This window comes from Olleya namhaensis (assembly GCF_900114005.1).
Classification (GTDB): Bacteria; Bacteroidota; Bacteroidia; order Flavobacteriales; family Flavobacteriaceae; genus Olleya; species Olleya namhaensis.
In genome coordinates this window covers 197098-219906 of record NZ_FORM01000006.1, presented here as the reverse complement: position 1 = coordinate 219906, position 22809 = coordinate 197098, and the positions used below count along the sequence as shown (strand labels likewise).

At 32.2% G+C, this 22809-nt stretch carries 22 protein-coding genes; 18 read left to right on the top strand and 4 right to left on the bottom strand.

Translation table 11 applies throughout. The features are described from left to right. Position 1: 1 nt before the first annotated feature. Complete coding sequence (locus BMZ09_RS11125; RefSeq protein WP_090840552.1) at positions 2-457, bottom strand: LEA type 2 family protein; 456 nt, start codon at positions 455-457, stop codon at positions 2-4. 66 nt (positions 458-523) lie between these two features. Between BMZ09_RS11125 and BMZ09_RS11120 the strand changes: the two genes are divergently transcribed. The 4 genes from BMZ09_RS11120 to BMZ09_RS11105 all read left to right on the top strand — a co-directional run bounded on the left by BMZ09_RS11120 (position 524) and on the right by BMZ09_RS11105 (position 4767). After that, a complete protein-coding gene (locus BMZ09_RS11120; RefSeq protein WP_245741134.1) occupies positions 524-1018 on the top strand; it encodes a GNAT family N-acetyltransferase in 495 nt (164 codons plus the stop codon). Between the two features lie 6 nt (positions 1019-1024). After that, positions 1025-1897, top strand: coding sequence for a peptide chain release factor N(5)-glutamine methyltransferase (prmC, locus tag BMZ09_RS11115; RefSeq protein ID WP_090840550.1), 873 nt, complete (start codon positions 1025-1027; stop codon positions 1895-1897). Positions 1898-1963: 66 nt separating this feature from the next. Then, positions 1964-3958, top strand: a complete 1995-nt coding sequence (gene ligA, locus BMZ09_RS11110; RefSeq protein ID WP_090840548.1) for an NAD-dependent DNA ligase LigA — start codon at positions 1964-1966, stop codon at positions 3956-3958. 140 nt (positions 3959-4098) lie between these two features. Next, positions 4099-4767 carry a hypothetical protein gene (locus BMZ09_RS11105; protein ID WP_143067816.1) on the top strand — a complete coding sequence of 223 codons (669 nt, stop codon included), beginning with the start codon at positions 4099-4101 and terminating at the stop codon, positions 4765-4767. Positions 4768-4775: 8 nt separating this feature from the next. On the opposite strand, the gene BMZ09_RS11100 is transcribed toward BMZ09_RS11105, so the two are convergent. Beyond that, the gene (locus BMZ09_RS11100; protein ID WP_090840544.1) at positions 4776-5693 is read right to left on the bottom strand and encodes a bifunctional metallophosphatase/5'-nucleotidase; all 918 of its coding nucleotides are present in this window, start codon (positions 5691-5693) and stop codon (positions 4776-4778) included. Between the two features lie 8 nt (positions 5694-5701). Further along, positions 5702-6460: a 5'-nucleotidase C-terminal domain-containing protein gene (locus BMZ09_RS11095; RefSeq protein WP_090840542.1), complete on the bottom strand. Its 759-nt coding sequence runs from the start codon at positions 6458-6460 to the stop codon at positions 5702-5704. 72 nt (positions 6461-6532) lie between these two features. Here BMZ09_RS11095 and BMZ09_RS11090 point away from each other — a divergent pair, with 72 nt between their 5' ends. The 14 genes from BMZ09_RS11090 to BMZ09_RS11025 all read left to right on the top strand — a co-directional run bounded on the left by BMZ09_RS11090 (position 6533) and on the right by BMZ09_RS11025 (position 21832). Next, on the top strand, positions 6533-7060 hold the full coding sequence (locus BMZ09_RS11090; protein WP_090840540.1) for a DUF6913 domain-containing protein: 528 nt from the start codon (positions 6533-6535) through the stop codon (positions 7058-7060). Then, entirely contained in the window at positions 7053-7940 is an 888-nt protein-coding gene (gene dapA, locus BMZ09_RS11085) for a 4-hydroxy-tetrahydrodipicolinate synthase (RefSeq protein WP_090840538.1), read from the top strand. The genes BMZ09_RS11090 and dapA overlap by 8 nt, the downstream gene beginning before the upstream one ends. A gap of 108 nt (positions 7941-8048) precedes the next feature. Further along, complete coding sequence (locus tag BMZ09_RS11080; protein WP_090840535.1) at positions 8049-8849, top strand: outer membrane protein assembly factor BamD; 801 nt, start codon at positions 8049-8051, stop codon at positions 8847-8849. 8 nt (positions 8850-8857) lie between these two features. Beyond that, positions 8858-9187: a DNA-directed RNA polymerase subunit omega gene (locus BMZ09_RS11075; RefSeq protein ID WP_090840534.1), complete on the top strand. Its 330-nt coding sequence runs from the start codon at positions 8858-8860 to the stop codon at positions 9185-9187. A 4-nt stretch (positions 9188-9191) separates the two neighbouring features. Further along, positions 9192-10403, top strand: coding sequence for a bifunctional phosphopantothenoylcysteine decarboxylase/phosphopantothenate--cysteine ligase CoaBC (gene coaBC, locus BMZ09_RS11070; protein ID WP_090840658.1), 1212 nt, complete (start codon positions 9192-9194; stop codon positions 10401-10403). Next, entirely contained in the window at positions 10396-11283 is an 888-nt protein-coding gene (gene porD, locus BMZ09_RS11065) for a type IX secretion system protein PorD (protein WP_090840532.1), read from the top strand. The genes coaBC and porD overlap by 8 nt, the downstream gene beginning before the upstream one ends. Positions 11284-11359: 76 nt before the next feature. Beyond that, positions 11360-13012 carry a DNA repair protein RecN gene (gene recN / locus BMZ09_RS11060; RefSeq protein ID WP_090840530.1) on the top strand — a complete coding sequence of 551 codons (1653 nt, stop codon included), beginning with the start codon at positions 11360-11362 and terminating at the stop codon, positions 13010-13012. 97 nt (positions 13013-13109) lie between these two features. Then, a complete protein-coding gene (locus BMZ09_RS11055) occupies positions 13110-13934 on the top strand; it encodes an enoyl-ACP reductase FabI (protein WP_090840528.1) in 825 nt (274 codons plus the stop codon). A gap of 250 nt (positions 13935-14184) precedes the next feature. After that, positions 14185-16836, top strand: coding sequence for a T9SS type A sorting domain-containing protein (locus BMZ09_RS11050; RefSeq protein ID WP_090840526.1), 2652 nt, complete (start codon positions 14185-14187; stop codon positions 16834-16836). A gap of 73 nt (positions 16837-16909) precedes the next feature. After that, on the top strand, positions 16910-17917 hold the full coding sequence (locus tag BMZ09_RS11045) for a glycosyltransferase family 2 protein (protein WP_090840524.1): 1008 nt from the start codon (positions 16910-16912) through the stop codon (positions 17915-17917). After that, positions 17917-18876, top strand: a complete 960-nt coding sequence (locus BMZ09_RS11040; protein WP_090840522.1) for a YbbR-like domain-containing protein — start codon at positions 17917-17919, stop codon at positions 18874-18876. Before BMZ09_RS11045 ends, BMZ09_RS11040 begins: the two co-directional genes overlap by 1 nt. Continuing rightward, a complete protein-coding gene (gene coaE, locus BMZ09_RS11035) occupies positions 18873-19472 on the top strand; it encodes a dephospho-CoA kinase (protein WP_090840519.1) in 600 nt (199 codons plus the stop codon). Before BMZ09_RS11040 ends, coaE begins: the two co-directional genes overlap by 4 nt. A 106-nt stretch (positions 19473-19578) precedes the next feature. After that, complete coding sequence (locus tag BMZ09_RS11030; RefSeq protein ID WP_090840517.1) at positions 19579-21120, top strand: sensor histidine kinase; 1542 nt, start codon at positions 19579-19581, stop codon at positions 21118-21120. Positions 21121-21124: 4 nt separating this feature from the next. Continuing rightward, complete coding sequence (locus tag BMZ09_RS11025) at positions 21125-21832, top strand: response regulator transcription factor (RefSeq protein ID WP_090840514.1); 708 nt, start codon at positions 21125-21127, stop codon at positions 21830-21832. 55 nt (positions 21833-21887) lie between these two features. On the opposite strand, the gene miaA is transcribed toward BMZ09_RS11025, so the two are convergent. Continuing rightward, positions 21888-22802, bottom strand: coding sequence for a tRNA (adenosine(37)-N6)-dimethylallyltransferase MiaA (gene miaA, locus BMZ09_RS11020; RefSeq protein WP_090840512.1), 915 nt, complete (start codon positions 22800-22802; stop codon positions 21888-21890). Between the last annotated feature and the right edge of the window lie 7 nt (positions 22803-22809).

Here is a 22809-nt window from a genome sequence, read left to right as displayed (position 1 = left end):
TTTAAAGTTTGATTTTTACATTTTCAGTTCTGTCCACTTTGTAAGTGTGAGAAAACCCAAGGACTTTATATTTTATTTCGCCAATATATTGGACTTTTAGTTTTTTGTTCAAAAAGCTACCCAGCAAGCTGCTTAAATTTTTGTTACTTAAAAGGCTGTCTGTAGGTATTTTGGCTTGTAAAGGAATACTAAATTCTTTTTTAGCTGGTACTTTAAAACTTTCGCTAGTTACAGAGGCTAACTCACTATTATTAACAATAACTTTAATCCCGTCTGTTTTTAATTGACCACTAATATTATTAGGGTTTAAAAAAAAGGCATCGGCTGTAATTGTAATAAATTTAGAAGTCGATTTTAGTACTTTTATATTTTCAACTTTAATAAACTCTGGCTTCTCTGTGACTTTACAGCTAATAAAACAGGTTAATATTGTTAATAAGATTAGTGTGCTCTTCATGTGTCTTTTTTTAGATTTAATGTATCTTCATCCTCTAAAATATACGGACAAAAATACTATTTAAAAGTGACTAATACTACTATTGAAATAAGAGAAATCCAGCCGGAAGACAATGCGCAAATTGAAGCAGTTATACGTGGTGTTTTTATTGAATATGATATGCCATTAGTGGGTACAGCGTATACAGATAAAGAAACGCCAAAAATGTTTGAATCTTATGCAGGAAAAAACGAAGTGTATTACGTTGTTGTCGTGGACGGTAAGGTAGAAGGTGGTGGAGGTTTAAAACCATTGAATGGTATGGAGTCTGATGTTTTTGAAATTCAGAAAATGTATTTTTCTAATCGCTTACGCGGAAAAGGCTTTGGTAAAAAACTATTTGAAAAGTGTTTAAATAAAGGGCAATCACTAGGTTTTAAAAAGGCGTATTTAGAAACTATTCCAACTTTAAAAGAAGCGATTCATATATACGAATCTAATGGATTTACACATTTAGAAGGACCATTAGGTGATACTGGTCATTTTAGTTGTGGTGTTTGGATGGAAAAAAAACTACAATAATTATAGATGTTAGTAAAAGATTTAAAACAAATATTCCATAAGGAACTAGATGCTATTTATGGTAAAGACGAAGTGTTTTCCTTTTTCTTTATGTTAACGGAACAGTATTGTAATATTTCTAGACTGGATGTGGCGTTAGACACTAAAATAAGTATAACAAAGGAAGAGCAAGAACCACTATTTAAGGCATTAGAAAGCTTAAAACAAAATACACCAATACAATATATTTTAGGCGAAACAGAATTTTATGGGTTACCTTTTAAAGTTAATGCTAATACATTAATACCACGACCAGAAACAGAGGAGTTGGTACAGTTGGTTGTTGATGCTTATCCTAAACAAAATAGCAAGGCTAAGGTTTCGATATTAGATATTGGTACAGGAAGTGGTTGTATAGCCATTAGCTTAGCAAAAAATATAGTGCCAAGTTCTGTTTCTGCGCTTGATGTTTCCGCGAAAGCGTTAGAACAAGCTAGACAAAACGCGGTATTAAATAATGTGGAGGTCGATTTTGTTGCAGGTGATATATTAACAATGACTGAAGGAGATTCTGCTTTCAAAAACATAACGTTTGATGTTATTGTTTCTAATCCGCCCTATGTTAGAAACTTAGAAAAGTTAGAAATGCAGGCTAATGTATTAGAAAACGAACCGCATTTGGCATTGTTTGTAGCGGACGATAATCCGTTGCTTTTTTATAAAGCAATTACAGGTTTTGCAGTGCAACACTTGAAACAAAATGGTCAATTGTTTTTTGAAATTAACGAATACTTAGGTCCTGAAATGATTCAGCTTTTAGAAGATAATGGATTTAAAGATGTCCAATTAAAACAAGATTTTTTTGGAAAAGACCGTATGGTAAAAGGGACTAAAGGGTAGTTGCAGATTTGGTTAAAAGCAATAGTCCGCAACAAGAGTAATTATTAGATTTAGAAGTAAAACAGCATGAGCATACAATTAAAAATAAACGCATTAAGAGATCAGTTAAGAGAGCATAATTATAATTATTATGTTTTGGATAATCCGACTATTAGTGATTACGATTTTGATATACAATTAAAAGAATTACAAGCTTTAGAGGAGGCTCATCCTGAATTTTATGATGCTAATTCGCCAACACTGCGTGTAGGTGGTGCAATAACCAAAAACTTTAATACTGTTGTGCATAAGCATAGGATGTATAGTTTGGATAATTCTTACTCTTTAGAAGATTTAAAAGATTGGGAGACAAGAATTAAAAAAAGTATTGATGGTGATGTTGAATATGTTTGTGAGCTTAAATATGATGGTGCGTCTATAAATTTAACGTATCAAAATGGTAGCTTGCTAAAAGCTGTGACGCGTGGTGATGGTATGCAAGGGGATGAAGTGACACCCAATATAAAAACAATAAACTCTGTGCCTTTACAACTAAAAGGAGATTATGCTGAAGAGTTTGAGATTAGAGGAGAAATTATTTTGCCTTATGATGGATTTATTAAAATGAATGAAGCACGTGTGGAAAATGGCGAAGAACCTTATAAAAACCCACGTAATACAGCATCAGGAAGTTTAAAATTACAAGATAGCGCAGAGGTGGCTAAGCGCCCTTTAGATTGTTTATTATATGGTTTAGTTGGTGGTGATTTTGATTATAAAACACATTTTGAAAGCCTAGAAAAGGCACGAAAAATGGGGTTTAAAGTACCAAAAGAAGCTAAGTTGTGCCAAAGTATAGACGAGGTTTTTGAGTTTATAAATCATTGGGATCAAGCAAGACATAATTTGCCTTATGAAACCGATGGTGTTGTTGTTAAAGTGAATAATTTACATCAACAAGACGAACTTGGATTTACATCTAAAGCGCCACGTTGGGCAATGGCTTATAAGTTTAAAGCAGAACAGGTAAGTACGGTTTTAAATAGTATTACTTACCAGGTTGGGCGTACAGGTGCTATTACGCCTGTTGCTAATTTAGAGCCAGTAGAGTTGGCTGGTACTATTGTAAAACGTGCGTCTTTACACAATGCTGATCAAATTGAAAAATTAGATATTAGAGTAGGGGATACGGTTTATGTTGAAAAAGGTGGCGAAATAATCCCTAAGATTATTGCTGTAAATTTAGAAGAACGCCCTGCAGATTCTAAGCCAACAGAATACATTACTAACTGCCCTGAATGTGACACGCTGCTAAAAAGAGAAGCTGGTGAAGCAAAACATTTTTGTCCAAATTATAATGGATGTAGTCCTCAGGTTATTGGACGTATACAACATTATATTTCGCGTAAAGCAATGGATATTGAAGGTTTAGGTGGTGAGACTGTTGCATTGTTAGTTAAAGCAGGTCTAATACATAATTATGCTGATTTATACACGTTGACTAAAGATCAAGTGTTACCATTAGAGCGTATGGCGGAAAAAAGTGCTGATAATTTATTAGCAGGTATTGAAGCCTCTAAACAGATTCCTTTTGAGCGTGTATTGTTTGCTTTAGGAATTCGTTTTGTTGGAGAAACCGTAGCTAAGACATTAGCAAAACATTATAAAAGTATTGATGCGTTAGCGTTTGCATCGGTTATAGATTTGGAGCAAGTCAATGAAATTGGTATTAGAATAGCTGAGAGTGTTGTGGATTTCTTTTCGGACCCAAAAAACCAAGATATAGTTAATAGACTAAAGACTTATGGTTTGCAATTACAGATTTCGGCAGAAAAACTTGCTAGTCAAACCGATAAGCTTAAAGGTCAAGTTATTGTGGTTTCAGGAGTATTTCATTCGGTTTCAAGAACAGAACTCAAAAAACTAATAGAAGATAATGGAGGTAAAGTTAGTAGCTCAATCTCTTCTAAGACTAGTTATATTGTAGCAGGAGACAATATGGGGCCAAGTAAAAAAGATAAGGCAGAAAAGCTAAATATTGAGTTAATTACAGAGCAGGATTTTTTAAATAGCTTAGAGTAAGGATATTAAAAATCGGATAAACTACTTTTTATTGCGTTAAATTACATTTTTGTGTATCTTCGTAATCTCAAATCTTTAAAATGAAGTTAACAAAGTTCAATGTCGTCTCGATGTGTCTGGTTATTCTTGTCCTATTTATTATGACAGGAAGGATCTTTGATATGCCGATAATGTCCGACTATTCTTGGATTTTTGTATTTCCACTGTTTGCATATCTGTACTATGGCTTAACAAAAGAGCACAATCATTTCTTTGGTTTTTTTTTAATAGGATTCTCTATTGTAGAAATGTTAAAAATAGTGTTTAGTGGTAATGAATTGATTGGGGTTTATGGCGCTAATTATCTTATTATAGCAACTTATTTATCTTTAATAATATTTTTAGTTAAAGATTTAGAAATCAAAAAGATATTTAAGGATTTTAAACTACCAATGATTGTTTTGGTAGTCTTTAATGTGTATATAATTTATGCTTTAAACGAAATGATTTTGGAAGATCCAAAGGTTGAAACAAGCTCTTTAGAGTTTGTGACAAACGTAATTTATAACGTATTTATTCAATTAGTGCTATCATTGGCATTAATACACTATTTATACCATCAAACTAAGCAGAGTTTGCTCTTGTTTTTGGCTAGTGTGTGCATTGTATTTTCAGAAATGGTACAAGTTGCTTATTTGTTTATTTCTTCAGAACAAATATTAGAAATTATTTACTCGATGTTAATGGGGTTAGGATTCTATTTCTTGTATGTCTATATTAAAATTAGACATTTTGATTCTTATAAAACAGAATCCCCAGCCATAGTATAACGCTACTGTTATACTATAATAGATGTTCCTTCTGCTTTCTTAGTACTGTCAGGTTCAAAGTAAAAATCAATCTTACCTAAGTTTATTCCGTAACAACCTACTTGGTTTACTAATACATTTTTACCTTCTAAGTTTTGTGCAACTGTAGGTTTTGGTAAAAAAGTATGTGTATGTCCTCCAATAATAAGGTCAATGTCTTTGGTTGCTTTAGCTAAACTTAAGTCACTAATTTTATCAGGATTTTTCTTGTAGTTATACCCTAAGTGAGATAAACAGATTATTAAATCACATTTTTCGTCCTTTTTTAGGATTCTAGTCATTTCTTGAGCAGCTTCAATAGGATCTAAATATTTAGTTTCTTTAGACATTGTTTTGTCAACTAATCCATCCAATTCAATTCCTAATCCAAAAACACCAATTTTAATACCTTCTTTTTTAAAGATTTGATACGGTTTAACATGCGTATCCATTACGGTATTTGTAAAATCGTAGTTCGCAGATACAAAACCAAAACTAGCATGTGGTAATTGTGCATATAAACCGTCGATTCCGTTATCAAAATCATGGTTCCCTATAGTTGCTAAGTCGTATTTAAGCCTACTCATAAGCTTAAATTCTAACTCACCTCCATAATAATTAAAATAAGGCGTTCCTTGAAAAATATCCCCAGCATCTAAAAGTAGCGTGTTTGGGTTTTCTGTTCTTATGTTTTCAATTAAGGTTGCACGTCGTGCTACACCACCTTGATTAGCGTTTCTACCATCTTCAGGTCCAAAGGCATCTATATGACTGTGTACGTCATTAGTATGTAAAATGGTGATTTTTTTTGTTTTAGCAGTTGTTGCAAAAGATTGTAATCCATAACCACCAACTGTAATTAATGCAGTAGCAGCTGTTGCTTGTTGTATAAAGTCTCTACGTTTCATTGTTTTGGTTATTTAGTTTGGATAAATCTATTGTCAATTACTGGTTTAATGGTGTCTACTTTTTTGAAGTAGTCTAACATGGCATTTCTAATTTTATAGTTTAAAACGTATAAACTGTCATTAGTTTGAAAAAAGCGCATACCGTCACCACCATTATATAAGTAGTCATTGGTTGCTACATAGTATGTTTTGTCTTTATCAATAGGCTTGTTATTGACTAAGGCTTGCGTAATGCTATAGTTTTTGTCAAGTGTTAGTTGTAATCCACTAATTGGGTGTGGGCGTTTTGCTCTACTTAAGTAAGTGGTTAAACTATCTATTTGCGGGCCTTTTAAAGCAACAACAACAATACTGTTTTCAAAAGGCATGATTTCAAATCCTGTTCTAGTCGTAATATTTCCTTTAGAAAGGATAGAGCGTATACCTCCATGATTTAAAAGTACCATGTCAATATTGTTACCTGTTCTTTTGTTAAAAATAGGATTACTTTCCTGCATTACTGCATCTGCCATTAAATTTCCAATAGCGGTATTTAAATCACCATCATTTTTTGTGTAGGTTTCAGGAGCGTAAGATAAGACCGTATTCATATCCTTATTTAAGCTTTCGCGGAATGGTTTAATATAAGCATCAACATCAGGATCTATTGCTAATGTATCAGTTATAGTTATCTTTTTTCCTTCTATTTTTGTTAACGAGTAAGTTTCGTTCTTACAAGACGACACTAAGACTATCGAAAGTAAGATTAACAGGTGTTTATAATTCATATTTAAAGTTGAATAATTTAAAGCTAATATATAGTTACAATTACTACATTTGTAATAAAGGAATAAAGATAAATGATTTTAAAAGGATTTAAAGAAAAATCTAATAAAAAGTATATTAATAAATGTACCGCTAGTAGAGTTGTAAAGCCTACTAACGCCATTATTAAAACTATTGGAGTAGTTGTTGACGGTCAACAATTTTCTGATTTAGAATGGATTAACCGGCTTGCAGAAAGCTTAAATGTTAACCTAAATAACCTTAAGATTTTATCCCTTTTTAATACAAAAAAAGAAGAAGTCTCTGTCTATACAAATACCTTTTCTGAAAAAGACCTTGGATGGAAAGGACAATTAAAATCTCAAACAGCAAAAGACTTTGTAGATACTAAGTTTGATTTGTTGATTAACCTTTATCAATCTGATGCTTTAGCACTTCAAGTGGTGTCTGCCGCAACTCAAGCCCAATTTAAAGTAGGGCTATACGATGCTAATCAGGATCTAAACGATTTAATTATTGAAACTAAATTAGACGATAAGGCACTTTTTAAAACCGAACTAATAAAATATCTAAACATTTTAAATAAATTAAGTAATGAATAACCCTTTTTTAGGTACAGGAGTAGCAATTGTAACACCGTTTAATAATGATTTAACGGTAGATTACAAAGCGTTAGAAAAAATTGTAGAATATAATATTGCCAATGGAACTGACTATATAGTTATAAGCGGTACTACAGGAGAAAGTGTTACAATTACCAAACAGGAAAAAAAGGATATTGTAGAAGCAATAATCACATTTAATAAAGGACGTTTACCTTTGGTTTTGGGTGTTGGAGGTAATAATACGATGTCTGTTATTGAAGAAATTAAAACGACAGATTTATCGGCATTTGCAGGGATTTTATCGGTGACACCTTATTATAGTAAGCCGACTCAAGAAGGAATGTACCAACATTTTAAAGCTATAGCTGAAGTTTGTCCGGTAGATATTATTTTATATAACGTACCAGGAAGAACAGCTAAAAATATGTCGCCAGAAACAACGTTACGTTTAGCAAATGATTTTAAAAATGTTGTAGCAGTAAAAGAAGCTGGAAATAACATGGCACAATATTTAGAGTTAATTAGAGATAAGCCAGAAGGGTTTTCTGTAATTTCTGGTGATGACGATTTAGCTTTAGGTGTTGTATTAGCAGGTGGAGCAGGAGTGATATCTGTAATTGGACAAGCCTTGCCAAAAGCCTTTTCTACTATGATAAAATTAGGATTAGAAGGGAAAGCTAAAGAGGCATATGCACTTCATTTTAAAATGATGGATATTGTTAGTTTGATTTTCTCAGAAAATAATCCAGCAGGAATTAAAGCAGTATTAAACAATCTAGAACTTTGTAATAAAACGGTTAGATTACCGTTAGTTGAAGCAACAGAAATGCTACAAAACAGTATAGCGGATTTTATGACAAATTTTAATAAAAGTTAAATTATACTTAATCCTACGTTAAACTTGATTCCTTCAATTAATTTAGCAATCAAATTATATTTTTAAAATCCATTTAAATAGCGTATTTTTGCGCTTCGTTAAAATTTTATGAAGAATTTATTTTACATCTTAATCACATTTTTATTTTTTACTTCTTGTAGTGAGTATCAAAAGGCGCTTAAGTCTGAAGATATTGCTGTAAAGTTTGCCTTAGGGGAACAGCTTTATAAGGATGGTAAATACAGCAAGGCAAGTCGTTTATTTGATCAAATAGTACCAGCTTATAGAGGTAAGCCTCAAGCTGAAAAACTAATGTTCTTAGATGCGGATTCTTATTTTCATATGGGATTAAATGCTCAAGCTGGATTTAGATTTGAACGTTTTGCAAAGTCATACTCTAAAAGTGATAAAGTTGAAGAAGCGTATTATAAAAGTGCGTTAAGTTATGCAGCGTTATCTCCTGTGTTTTCTAAAGAACAACATGATACAGAGCATGCTTTAGAAAAATTGCAAGTATTCGCAAACTTATACCCTAATTCAGAGTTCATGCCTAAAATCAATGAGCTAGTTAAAGAATTACAATATAAGTTAGAATTAAAGGCATACAGTACAGCAAAACAATACAATCACATTTCAGATTTTAAAGCTTCTATAAGTGCTTTTGATAATTTTATTGGAGACTTTCCTGGGACGTCTCTGCGTGAAAAGGCATTATTTTATAAATTTGATTCAGCTTACCATTTAGGAATGAAGAGTGTAGAATCAAAAAAACAAGACAGATTAACTACAGCTATATCTTACTACAATAGTTTTAAGAAAGTAAATGCAGACTCAGAGTTTAATAAGGATGCAGATAAAATGGTTGAAGATTTAAAAGAACAATTAGAAAAATATAGTACCAAAAGCTAATATATATTATGGATTTAAAAAAAATCGACGCTCCGTTATCAACAACGACGTATAACAGAAATATTATTGATGCACCAACAGGTAACATCTATGAAGCTATTTCAGTTATTGCAAGAAGATCAGAGCAAATTAATTCTGAAATTAAAAAGGAATTAATTGAGAAGCTAGAAGAGTTTGCTACATATAATGATAGCTTAGAAGAAATTTTTGAAAACAAAGAACAAATTGAAGTGTCTAAGTTTTACGAAAAACTTCCTAAACCTCATGCTTTAGCTGTTCAAGAATGGTTAGATGGTAAAATTTACCATAGAAATACAGAACAAGATAACCAAGACTAATTATATGTCAATATTAAGTGGCAAAAACGTACTATTGGGCATCAGTGGTGGTATTGCTGCTTACAAGACGGCTACATTAGTCAGATCATTTATAAAAGCAGGTGCAAACGTACAAGTCGTTATGACACCTGCTTCTAAGGATTTTGTAACACCGCTTACATTGTCCACACTTTCCAAGAATCCAGTACACTCAACATTTACAAACGACCAAGATGATAATGCTATGTGGAATAACCATGTAGAATTAGGGCTTTGGGCTGATTATTTTGTAATTGCGCCAGCAACAGCTAATACGTTGTCAAAAATGGCGAATGGTACTTGTGATAACCTATTATTAGCCACTTATTTATCTGCAAAATGTAAAGTGTATTTTGCGCCAGCAATGGATTTGGATATGTATATCCATCCCTCTTCTGTACTGTCCTTTGAGACGCTTAAAAATTATGGTAATATCATGATACCGGCTACTTCAGGTGAGCTAGCTAGTGGATTGGTTGGACAAGGTCGTATGGCAGAGCCCGATGATATTGTCTCTTTTATAGAGAAAGATATTATTAGCGGATTACCCTTAAAAAACAAAACCGTTTTAATAACTGCAGGACCAACCTATGAGGCTATAGATCCAGTACGATTTATTGGGAATCATTCTTCAGGAAAAATGGGCTTCGAGATTGCTAAAGCAGCAGCTAATCTTGGTGCAGAAGTTATTTTAATAACGGGACCAACCCACCAAACGGTAAAGCACAGTTTAATTACGGTAATCCCTGTAGTGAGTGCGCAAGAGATGTATGATGCAGCTCATCTTCATTTTAATAATTCTGATATCGCAATATTGTCTGCAGCAGTCGCAGATTATAGACCAAAAAATGTAGCTACTCAGAAAATAAAAAAGAAGACAGCTACGTTAACATTAGAACTAGAGAAGACTAAAGATATTTTAGCTTCTTTAGGAGCTATAAAAACAAAGCAATTTTTAGTTGGCTTTGCATTAGAGACTAATAACGAGTTGGAGCACGCAAAATTGAAGCTAAAAAAGAAGAATTTAGATTTAATTGTTTTAAATTCGTTAAACGACAAAGGTGCAGGTTTCAAGTCTGATACTAATAAAGTAACCCTAATTAATAAGGACGAAGAAGCAACGGTATACCAACTAAAGTCTAAAACAGAAGTTGCTAAGGACCTTTTTAACACCATAATAAATACAATACATGCGTAATCTATTATTCCTATTTATATTTTGTTTTAGTGTATCAATTCATGCACAAGAGTTAAATGCCACAGTAGTTGTAAATGCGCAACAAACCGGTAACGAAAACTTACAGCAGTTTAAAACACTAGAGACACAATTAAAGGAATTTATTTCTAGTACTAAATGGACAGATAGAACGGTTTTACCTCAAGAACGTATAGACTGTAATTTTGTAATTAATATTAGCGAATACTCAGGTAACAATTATAAAGCGACAATCCAAGTACAGTCTTCAAGACCTGTTTTTGGTGCTAGTTATACTACCCCAACCTATAATATTAACGATAAGGATTTTACATTTGAATACATCGAGTTTCAAAGTTTGATATACAATCCAACGCAATATGCTTCTAATTTAATTTCGGTTTTAGCATATCATGTCAATATGGTTTTAGGTATGGACGCAGACACGTTTAAACCAGAAGGTGGAGACGAGTATTTTAAGCAAGCACAAAATATTGTCAATTTTTCTCAACAAGAAAATTATTCAGGTTGGAAATTATCTGACGGATTACAGAGTAGATTTGCATTGATAGATAATTTATTGTCACCAACTTTTAAGGCGTTTAGAACAGTAATGTATAATTATCACAGACGTGGTTTAGATGTTATGAGTGCTAATCAAAAGGATGCCAAAACAGAAATTGCTATGGCTTTAGATTTGTTTGGGGATATGAACAGAACCCGTCCAAATTCATATTTACTTCGTGTGTTTTTTGACGCCAAAGCCGAAGAGATTGAGCAAATTTTCTCAGACGGTCCTAGTGTAGATATTACAGATTTAATTGACACACTTAATAAAATCGCTCCAATGCATTCTTCTAAATGGAGAAACATTAAAATCTAGATATATTTATTTTCATTCTTAAAAAGCGAAAAATCAAAACTTTTCTCTTTTTAACTTTTAACTTTTCACTTTAAGAATGCTTACAGGATTAACTATAAAAAACTACGCTTTAATAGATCAACTTCAAGTTAGCTTTAATGATGGGTTTACCATTATTACAGGAGAAACAGGAGCAGGTAAATCTATATTATTAGGCGGTCTTTCTTTAATTTTAGGTAAACGAGCTGATTTATCAAGCTTACGTAATCCTGAAAATAAATGTATAATTGAAGCTACTTTTGATATTTCAAAATACAAGCTAAAAGGACTATTTAAAGAACAAGATTTAGATTACGAGACGCAAACAATAATTAGACGAGAAATTTTACCTTCAGGAAAGTCAAGAGCATTTGTTAATGACTCGCCTGTAAACCTATCTAGCTTACAATCTTTAGGAGCGCAGTTAATAGATATACATTCTCAGCACGAAACCATGCAGTTGGTAGATGATGCGTTTCAGTTTCAGGTAATTGACGCTTTAGCTAAAACGGAACGTGATTTAGAAACGTATACGCTTCATTTAAAAAGTCATAAAACACTTAATAAGGAATTAAAGCAATTACAACAGTTTCAAGCTGAAGCTTTGAAAGAACACGATTATAACGCTTTTTTGTTAAACGAATTAGTTGAGGCTAATTTAAAGGAAGGCGAACTTCAAGAATTGGAAGAAGACTTTGAGTTATTAAATAATGTTGAACTTATCCAACTTAAATTAGAAGAGGCAAATGCATTATTAAGTGAAGAGCAGGCAGGTGTATTAACTTCTTTAAGAGACTTGAAAGCAGCATTGCAAAAGTTAGCGACAATTTCTACTACCTATCAAGATTTGTTAGATAGGGTAACTAGTAGTTTGATTGATTTAGATGATGTTTTAGTAGATATAGAGCGTTTTGAAGGTAACCTTGATGCAGATCCAAACCGATTGGAAATTGTTAATGCCAAATTAGCAACCTTAAATAACTTGACGCAAAAGCATTTAGTTAAAACAGTAGAGGAGTTAATTATAATACGTGATGATTTATCTAAAAAAGTGGCAGCGACGGAAAATGCTGATCAAGACATTTTAGATAAGGAACAAGAAATAAAAGCAGTCGAAAAATTATTAAATACAGAAGCAAAACAAATTACAGAGAAACGTAATAAGGCTATACCAGATTTAAAGAAACAGTTAGAAGCTATCTTAAGTCAGTTAGGTATGCCAAATGCACAATTTAATATTAGCTTAGAGGTTTCTGATACTTTTTTATATAATGGAAAAGATACTTTAAGCTTTTTGTTTTCAGCCAATAAAGGAGGGCAGTTTAATGTGCTAAAAAAAGCAGCCTCTGGAGGAGAATTATCTAGAATAATGTTAGCCATTAAATCTATTTTATCAAAATATGTGAAATTGCCAACTATTATGTTTGACGAAATTGATACAGGTGTTTCTGGAGAAATTTCTAATAAAATGGCAGATATAATGGCATTAATGAGTACAAAAATGCAGGTGTTTAGTATTACGCATCTACCACAAATTGCAGCCAAAGGAAACACACATTATAAAGTCTATAAAAAGGATGTTAATGAAGTAACAACAACCAATCTGGTTAAATTAAACTATGATGAGCGTGTTGTGGAATTAGCGCAAATGCTAGGTGGTACACAATTATCGGATTCGGCAATAGCACATGCAAAGCAACTATTAAATTAGAGGCATAATTTCCGCGAAAGCGAAATAAAAAAATTATAAATACTATCTTTGAAGGATATTACAATAAACTAACAAGTCAACTGATAAACTATAAGTTATGTCATACAATTTATTAAAAGGAAAAAGAGGAATTATATTTGGAGCATTAGATGAAAACTCTATCGCTTGGAAAACTGCAGAACGTGTACACGAAGAAGGTGGTACGTTTGTCTTGACTAATGCGCCTGTTGCAATGCGTATGGGACAAATTGATAAATTAGCAGAAAAAACAGGATCTCAGATTATACCTGCAGACGCTACGAGTGAAGAAGATTTATTAAACCTTGTCAATAAATCTATGGAGATTTTAGGAGGTAAAATTGATTTTGTATTACATTCAATTGGGATGTCTATTAATGTTAGAAAAGGAAAACATTATACGGATCAAAATTATGCTTGGACACAAAAGGGTACAGATGTATCTGCGATGTCTTTCCATAAAACAATGCAGACGTTATATAAGCAAGATGCAATGAATGAGTGGGGAAGTATTGTAGCGTTAACATACATGGCTGCACAACGTGTTTTTCCAGACTATAATGATATGGCAGATAATAAAGCTTATTTAGAGAGTATTGCACGTAGTTTTGGTTACTTTTTTGGAAGAGATAAAAAGGTTAGAGTTAATACAATATCACAATCTCCAACACCAACTACAGCAGGTAGTGGTGTAAAAGGGTTTGACGGTTTTATCGCTTACGCGGAAAAAATGTCGCCTTTAGGTAATGCTACAGCATTAGATTGTGCTAATTACACAGTGTCTTTATTTAGTGATTTAACTAAACGTGTAACATTACAAAACTTATACAATGATGGTGGGTTTAGCAATATGGGCGTTAGTGACGAGGTAATGAATGCTTTTGTAGAGAGTATGGATAAATAGATTAGAAGTCAATAAAACATATTTAAAAAAAGGTCTTGCGTGTAACGTAAGGCCTTTTTTTATGCTTTAAAGCATAGTGTGTAGGAAAAGTATGATAATCAATTAGTTGTAGTTTTATGTTAAAGAAATAAGCGTTTTGTCTACGAAAAATGTATTTTGTCGATTTGACAAGGTTGTTTGTTATTCGTTGGTAATTATTCAATATTTTTAAAGAATGATTATTTAATAACTAACTAAAACCAATTTTAATATGAGAAAAATTACTTTTTTATTGTTTGCGCTTATTGCATTTAATATGCAGTCTAATGCACAAATATTTATTCAAGAAAATCTTGACTCGGGCTTTCCTACAGGATGGTCTCAAGTCAGTTATTTTGCTAGTTCAACTGCAACATATGTATGTGAAGGAAGTGGTAATATTGCCGATAATCTGTACGGTAGTGCTTCCAATGATGGTACATTTACCTCTCCAAATTTTGTAGGAGCATCAAACGAAACAGATGCTGTTGTATCTTTTGATTGGTTAGCTAGACCTTATTTAACTAATGCTGTAGACTACATAATTTTTGTTGAATATTCAACTAATGATGGTACTGATTGGAATTTAGTGTCTTCTTTTGCGGTTACAGAAACTACAGCTTGTACAACTTATAGTGAGGTGATTCCTTCAGCAAATATTCCTTTAGGTTCAGATTTTAAATTTAGAATAAGAGGAGAATGGCAAAGTGGAGATAGTTATTTTTATTTAGATAATATTTTAGTTTCTCAAACTTCTGCTGATGCGCCAAATTGTGATTCTGTTTTAAGTGAAACGGAAAATGTATTGACAGATGGATCTATATCTTGGTCCGCAGCAACAGGTATACCTGCAGGTTATTATATTTCAGCTGGTACTGCATCAGGTGTAAACGATATTGCTGATAACGTAGACAATCTTAATAGTACTTCTTATGATTTGGGTGCTTTAGCAGATGGAACAACTTATTATGTAACAATTACTCCTTATAACGATAATGGTAGTGCTCAAGATTGTATTGAACAATCTTTTTTTACTGTAACAGCTCCAGTAAATAATGATTGTTTAGAAGCAATAGCACTAAATGTTAATGCAGATTTATCTTGTACTGAAGTTATTTCAGGAACTGTTTTTGGAGCATCAGCTTCTGGTGTTGATAATTGTTCTGGTACAGCAAATGATGATGTTTGGTATAGCTTTGTAGCAACTAGCAATGCACATGTTGTGTCTTTAACTAATGTAAGTGGTAGTGCAACAGATTTATATCATACAGTATACGATGCATCTCCAGGATGTGAAGCATTAACTACAGCAACTGCATTAACTTGTTCTGATAGTAATACTAGTACTACTGCAGGGTTAATAATTGGAAATACATACTTTGTACAGGTATATACTTACACATCAACAGCGGGTCAAACTACAGTTTTTGATGTTTGTGTTGGAACGCCACCAGCACCACCAGCAAATGATGATTGTTCAGGGGCTATTGCTATAACTTTATCTGAAGATGGGACTTGTAATGAAGCTATGTCAGGAACAACTGAAAATGCATTAGCCAGTTCAACAGGATGTACAGGAGGAAAAGATGTTTGGTATACTTTTACAGCTACAGAAGATGCAAATTATATAGCAAATGTTACTGAAACATTTGAATCGGCTAGTTTTGTTTCTACTTATATTGCAGCTTTTGAAGGAGGATGTGATGGTTTAACAACAGTTGGGTCGTCTGCTAGTTGTTTTAATTCATCAGCACTGACTATAGCAGCAACTAGTGGTACAACTTATTATATTAGCATTAGAAGCAGTTCTACTACATCGTATACTGAGTTTGATGTTTGTGTTTATCAAGCACCAGCACCACCAGAAAATGACGATTTTGCAAATGCACTAGCTATCGCTTGTGGTGACGTTGTTACGGGTAACACAACTTCTGCATCTTTAGATGAAGACGACGCTCCTGATGCGGCTCCTGATGGAAATGAAAATGGAGCAGATACTGATTCTCCTAACATTTGGTATAGTTTTATGGGAACAGGTGATATTTTAGAGTTGTCTACTTGCGTTAACACAGATTTTGACACTGAAATATTAGTGTTTACAGGTACTTCAGGTGCTTTAACTTTAGTAGATGAAGGATATGATGAATGTGGTTCAAATTATGAAGCTTCAACTTCTTTCACAACTGTAGTGGATACACAATATTGGATTTCAGTCGAAGGATATAGTTCAACTAGTACAGGTAACTTTGAATTAAGTGTAACATGTACTACACCGCCACCAGCAAATGATGAGTGTACAACTTCAGAAGCTTTAACTTTAGGAGTTGAAATCACAGGAGATAATACTGGTGCAACAGATTCTGCTTTAGCAACAGATTGTTTTACAGGTGTAATATCAGATTTATGGTATTCATTTGTAGCTCCTGCTTCAGGAGAGGTTACAGTAACAACTACCGCTGCTCAATATGCTGTTTATAGTGATTGTGCCGGTGCTGTAGTTGGCGAGTGCAATGTATCTGTAGTTGGTGATTTAACGGAAGGAACTACGTATTATGTTAGAGTTAGTGATGATGGAACTGCAAGATCACAAGTTACAGGTTCTTTTACTTTATTAGTTTCAGAAGCAGTTTTAAGTACTTCAGACTTTACTAATCAAAGTTTATTTTCTTACTATCCAAACCCAGTTAGCGACAACTTAACATTAAAAGCTCAAAAAGAGATTTCTAATGTATCTGTTTATAATATGATTGGACAAGAAGTTTATAGAAACGCACCAAACAGTGTTAACAATTCTGTAGACATGTCTAACTTACAGGCAGGAGCTTACTTTGTTAAAGTAACTATTGATAATGTAACAGAAACAATAAAAGTAATTAAGAAGTAATCTTAAACTTTAATACAATTAAAAGCCACCTTTTTAGGTGGCTTTTTTTATGCGATTAACTTACATTTGTAACATGCAATTAAGTTATTCTTTTATCATACCCGTTTATAATCGTCCTGTAGAGATTGAAGAGCTTTTAGAGAGCTTTTTAAAGTTAAGCGGTACGTTTAGTTATGAAATTGTAATTGTGGAAGATGGGTCGACGATAACGTCTCAGTCCGTAATAGATAAGTATAATACGCAGTTAGATATAACCTACTATTTTAAACCGAATTCGGGACCTGGAGATTCAAGAAACTTCGGAATGCAAAAAGCAAAAGGGAATTACTTTATTATTTTGGATAGTGATTGTTTATTGCCTAGTAATTATTTAATTGAAGTTGACCGTAGTTTAAAACAAAATTACGTAGACTGTTTTGGAGGACCAGATAAAGCACATAAATCATTTTCTAATCTTCAAAAAGCAATAGATTTTAGTATGACTTCTGTAATAACAACAGGAGGAATCCGAGGTAATAAGGCTAGTTTAGACAAGTTTCAGCCTAGAAGTTTTAATATGGGATTATCTAAAAAAGCATTTGAAGCTACAAAAGGCTTTGGTAACATTCATCCAGGAGAGGATCCTGATTTATCTATACGGTTATGGAATTTAGGTTTTAATACAGTATTAATCCCGGAAGCCTACGTTTATCATAAAAGACGTATTTCTTGGTCTAAATTTTATCAACAAGTCTATAAATTTGGTTCTGTAAGACCTATTTTAAACCAATGGCATCCGCAAACTAAAAAGCTGACTTATTGGTTTCCGTCAGTATTTACACTTGGTGCTATTTTTGCTATAATATTTGCGCTTTTTAATATTTACTTACCAATATATTTAGTGTTATTCTATTTTAGTCTCGTTTTTGTTATAGCTTTAATCACAACAAAAAATGTGATTATTGCATGTCAGGCGTTGTTAGCAATATGTATTCAGTTTTTTGGATATGGCTATGGGTTTTTAAAGTCCACTTTAATATTAAGTATAAAAAAAGATAAAGCAGAAGTGCTATTTCCTCATCTGTTTTTTAATAATAAATAATGCAAACCATAAAATCTAAAATATTAGGATTGTTTAAGAGCAAAAAGATAAATGTCTTTTTACTGTTCTTCTTGTTAGCGTTTTCAATTTTAGTATTAACTAAATTATCTAAAGTTTATACAGCAACACTAACTTTTGATGTAAATCCAATAAATGTAGATGATACATTTGTTTTAATAAATCAAGACAATGCTAAGTTAAATATAACATTAGAAACCTATGGATTTGATTGGCTTAGATATGCAATAAATCGTCCGCTTTTAGACATTGATTTTAACACTGATATAGTAAAAAAAGACTCATCACTTATCTGGAGTATGTCTCGTGGCTTTGCAAATATTAACAAGCAGTTTAGTAAAGAGAAAAAAATAATTAGCATCAATCCAGATACTTTATCGTTTAAGTATGATAGTAATAGTATAAAATATGTTCCAATAGTGCTGCATGCAAATATTAAATATGCGCCTGGTTATAATACGTTGGATGTTGTTAAAACGAAACCAGATAGCATAAAGTTGATTGGACCAAGTTCTATACTCAGAAAAATTAAAAAGATAGATACGGACAACTTGGATGTCTTAGATGTTAAAGCCAATATTAATAAAATACTAACCTTACAATTGGATAGTATAGGTAATAAGGTAAAGACAAACTTAAAGCAAGTACAATTGGAAGTTAAGGTTTCTAAGTTTTCAGAAGGTGTGGTTAGTCTTCCAATAGAGGTTATTAATGTTCCAGAAGGTATAACGCTTAATTATTTTCCAAAACAGATTTCTTTAAGCTATGCTACCAGTTTAGAAAACTTTAAGAATATATCAGCACAAGATTTTAAAGTGGTTTGTAATTATAAAGACGCCATAGATAATTCGTTTTTAACTCCAAATTTAGTAAAACAACCTGCTAGTGTTAAAAACATAAGGTTGTTACAGCAAAAAATTGAATTTATTATAAAAGAATGACACCAATAATTGTAGGATTAACAGGAGGTATAGGTAGTGGTAAAACTACAGTTGCTAATTTTTTTAAAGACTTAGGTGTACCTGTTTATATAGCAGATACAGAAGCTAAGGCTTTAATGAACCGTTCTAAAATTATAAAACGAAAACTAGTACAGCTTTTTGGAGACCAAGCATATATTGACGCGTCATTAAACAAACCTTTTATTGCGAGTCAGATTTTTAACAACAAAGCATTATTACAACAAATGAATGCTATTGTACACCCAAAAGTTGCAAAACACTTTGCTAACTGGGTAAAAAAACAAGAGTCAGACTACGTTATTAGCGAAGCTGCTATTATTTTTGAAAACGGTAGCTACAAAAAATATGATGTCATCATAACAGTAGTGGCACCTGAAGACGTTAGACTTAAGCGTGTAGTTAAACGTGACGACTCTTCTTCTGAAAAGGTAAAAGCCATTATGAAAAACCAATGGAGCGATAAACAAAAAACTGAACTTTCAGATTTTGTGATAACTAATGTAAATTTAGAAGGTACAAGGCACCAAGTAGGAAAAATCCATGCTAAAATCTTAAATAGCGCAACAAATCATTAAATTTTAACGTTTTTGTTAATGTAAGGTTAAATGCAAGGAATCCTAAATGTTAAAATATTAGTTTTGGTGTGTGAATAAAAGGATATTTCTAGTATTAGTAGTTTTAATGAGTTGTTCTTTAATAGGTATTATTTTAGTACAAGCTTATTATATTAACAATTCAATTCAAAATAGTGAAAACCAATTTAACTTCAATGTGAAAAAAGCATTGAGTTACGTGTCTAACACTATAGAAAATGAAGAGAAGGAGGATTACTTAAGAAAATTTAACGATTTATTAAGCCAGGGTGCTATTAATGTAAATGATACTACAGCTATCATAAATATTTATCTTAAAGAAGATAATCCAGAGAACAACCAAACTGTAATTTACAGAAACGGTATTTTTGAAGAGAATTATAAAGTATCCTCATCGCTCTTTGATATAGGTTATGATAGTGTAAATGTAAAACGAATTTTACAAAAAAGAGAAACCGAAACTATTGAAAACAACTCGGTTGATGGTAGTAAGAATTTATCTGCAATGCTTTCAAAGTTGAGTAAGATTAATGAAAGTACGCATATTGCTTTAGAGACAGTCTATAAAGATAAAGCGTATTTAAAACCATTACACAAGCGTGTTGACGCAGATAAAATAAACAGATTATTAGTTTTAAAACTGCTAGAAGACGATATTAATATTGGTTATGAGTTTGCTATTTATAGTAATGGTTTAGCCACCAAGGTTAAGACAGAAAATTTTCATTTAGATCAAAATAAAGCGTCTACTTTTAGTGTTCCTTTTTTTTATAATGAAAACGACGATAGCAATTACAGGTTATTAGTAAATTTTCCGGAACGTAAAAAATTCATTTTATCATCAGTTTTAACGATGCTAATTTTGTCTATTGTATTTACATTAATTATTATAATTGCTTATTCAAGTGCATTGTATCAGTTAATAAAACAACGACAGATCTCTGAAATTAAAACAGATTTTATCAATAACATGACACATGAGTTTAAGACGCCAATCGCAACAATAAATTTGGCATTAGACTCCATTAGAAATCCTAAGGTAATAGACGACAAAGAGAAGGTTTTACGTTATTTAGGAATGATTAAAGAAGAGAATAAAAGAATGCATGCTCAGGTAGAAAATGTATTAAGAATATCTAAACTTGAAAAAAATGAGCTAAACATTAGTAAGGAACGTGTAGAGTTAAACGACTTAGTAGAAGACGCTATTACTCATGTAGAGTTAATTGTAGAAGATAGAGGTGGTCATATAGAAACCCACCTTAATGCTGAAAAGTCTTCCGTATTAGCTAACGAAACACATTTTACCAATGTTTTAGTAAACGTATTGGACAATGCCATTAAGTATTCTCCAGAACAACCTAAAATTATAGTTACAACAGAATTGGCTGGTAATAATATTTTAGTACATATTAAAGACCACGGAAGTGGCATGAGTAAAGTAGCTCAAAAACGTGTGTTCGAAAAATTTTATAGAGAACATACAGGAAACATACATAACGTCAAAGGTCATGGTTTAGGATTGGCTTACGTTAAGAGAATAGTAGAAGACCATCATGGTCATATATCAGTAGAAAGTGAAAAAGAAAAAGGAAGTACTTTTACAATAAAGCTTCCCTTAATCTCGTAATATTATGGAAGAACAATTAAAAAGAATATTATTAGTCGAAGACGATCCAAATTTTGGAACTGTTTTAAAAGATTATTTATCAATGAACGATTACGAAGTTACACATGCTAAAAATGGTATGGAAGGCTTTGAAAAGTTTAAACGTGGCGATTTTGACCTATGTATTTTAGATGTCATGATGCCATATAAAGACGGTTTTACTTTAGCTAAAGAAATTAGAGAGAAAAATGCAGAAGTGCCTATAGTATTCTTAACCGCTAAGGCGATGAAAGAAGATGTGCTTAAAGGGTATAAAGTTGGTGCAGATGATTATCTAAACAAACCTTTTGATAGTGAAGTCTTATTAATGAAGATTAAAGCAATCATGCAACGTAAAGCTAACGATACAGTTGCAGATAGCAAGCAATTTGAATTTAAAATTGGAGGTTTTGATTTAAACTCTAAGCTTAGATTTTTAACATACAACGGAGGAGAGCAAGTAAAATTATCTCCAAAGGAAAACGAATTACTTCGTATGTTAGCGCTACATGAAAACGATTTAATGCCAAGAGAATTAGCATTAACTAAAATATGGAGAGACGATAATTATTTTACGTCTAGAAGTATGGATGTTTATATTGCTAAACTTAGAAAATATTTAAAATTAGACCCTAAAGTTGAAATTTTAAACATACATGGAGAAGGATTTAGATTAGTCGTTAACCAAAGTTAATAACTAATTAAGTCTACTTTTTGAATAAAAAAAATCCAGCATATTGCTGGATTTTTTAGTTTATAATAGTTTCTAATTTAGAAATGATAGTTTCTTTTGGTGTTAGATAATCAAACCATAAAGTTTCGGGATTGCGTTTAAACCAAGTCAATTGTCGTTTTGCAAATCGTCTAGAATTTTTTTGTATTTCTGCTACAGCAAAGTCTAAAGTCCAAGTATTATCTAAATAATTAAAGATCTCTTTATATCCAACCGTATTTAGGCTGTTAAGTTCCTTAAAAGGGAGTAGTGTTTTGACTTCATCCACTAATCCATTATCCATCATTATGTTGACGCGCTTATTAATTCTGTCGTAAATAATTGGACGATCAGCTTCTAAACCAATGGTAATGGTCTTAAAAGGGCGTTTGTTTTTATCTTTATTTAAAAATGAAGAATAAGGCTGTCCACTACCAATACAAATCTCTAAGGCTCTAATAACGCGTTGCGGATTGTCAATTGCTATCGTATTGTAAGATGTTGGATCTAATGTTTTTAGTTGTAATTGAAGCGTTTCTAAACCTTCTGTCTCTAATTGTTTATTTAATTGTGGTCTAATGGCTTTATCTACTTCAGGAAAGTAGTCCAAACCTTTACTAACAGCATCTACATATAATCCAGAACCACCTACCATAATAACAACGTCATTGCTTTGGTGTAAGCTTTTCAAACAAGTTATGGCCTCTTTTTCAAAAGCACCAACATTGTAAGCTTCTGTGATTGATTTGTTGTGTATAAAATGATGTTTAGCCTGTGCTAATTCTTCAGTGGTTGGCGCAGCAGTACCAATACTCATTTCTTTAAAAAACTGTCTAGAATCGGCTGATATTATTTCTGTATTAAAGTAATTGGCTAACTTAATACTAAGCGCTGTTTTACCTATAGCTGTTGGTCCAACAATAGATATAAGATACTTGTTAGTGTGTTTCACTTTAAAA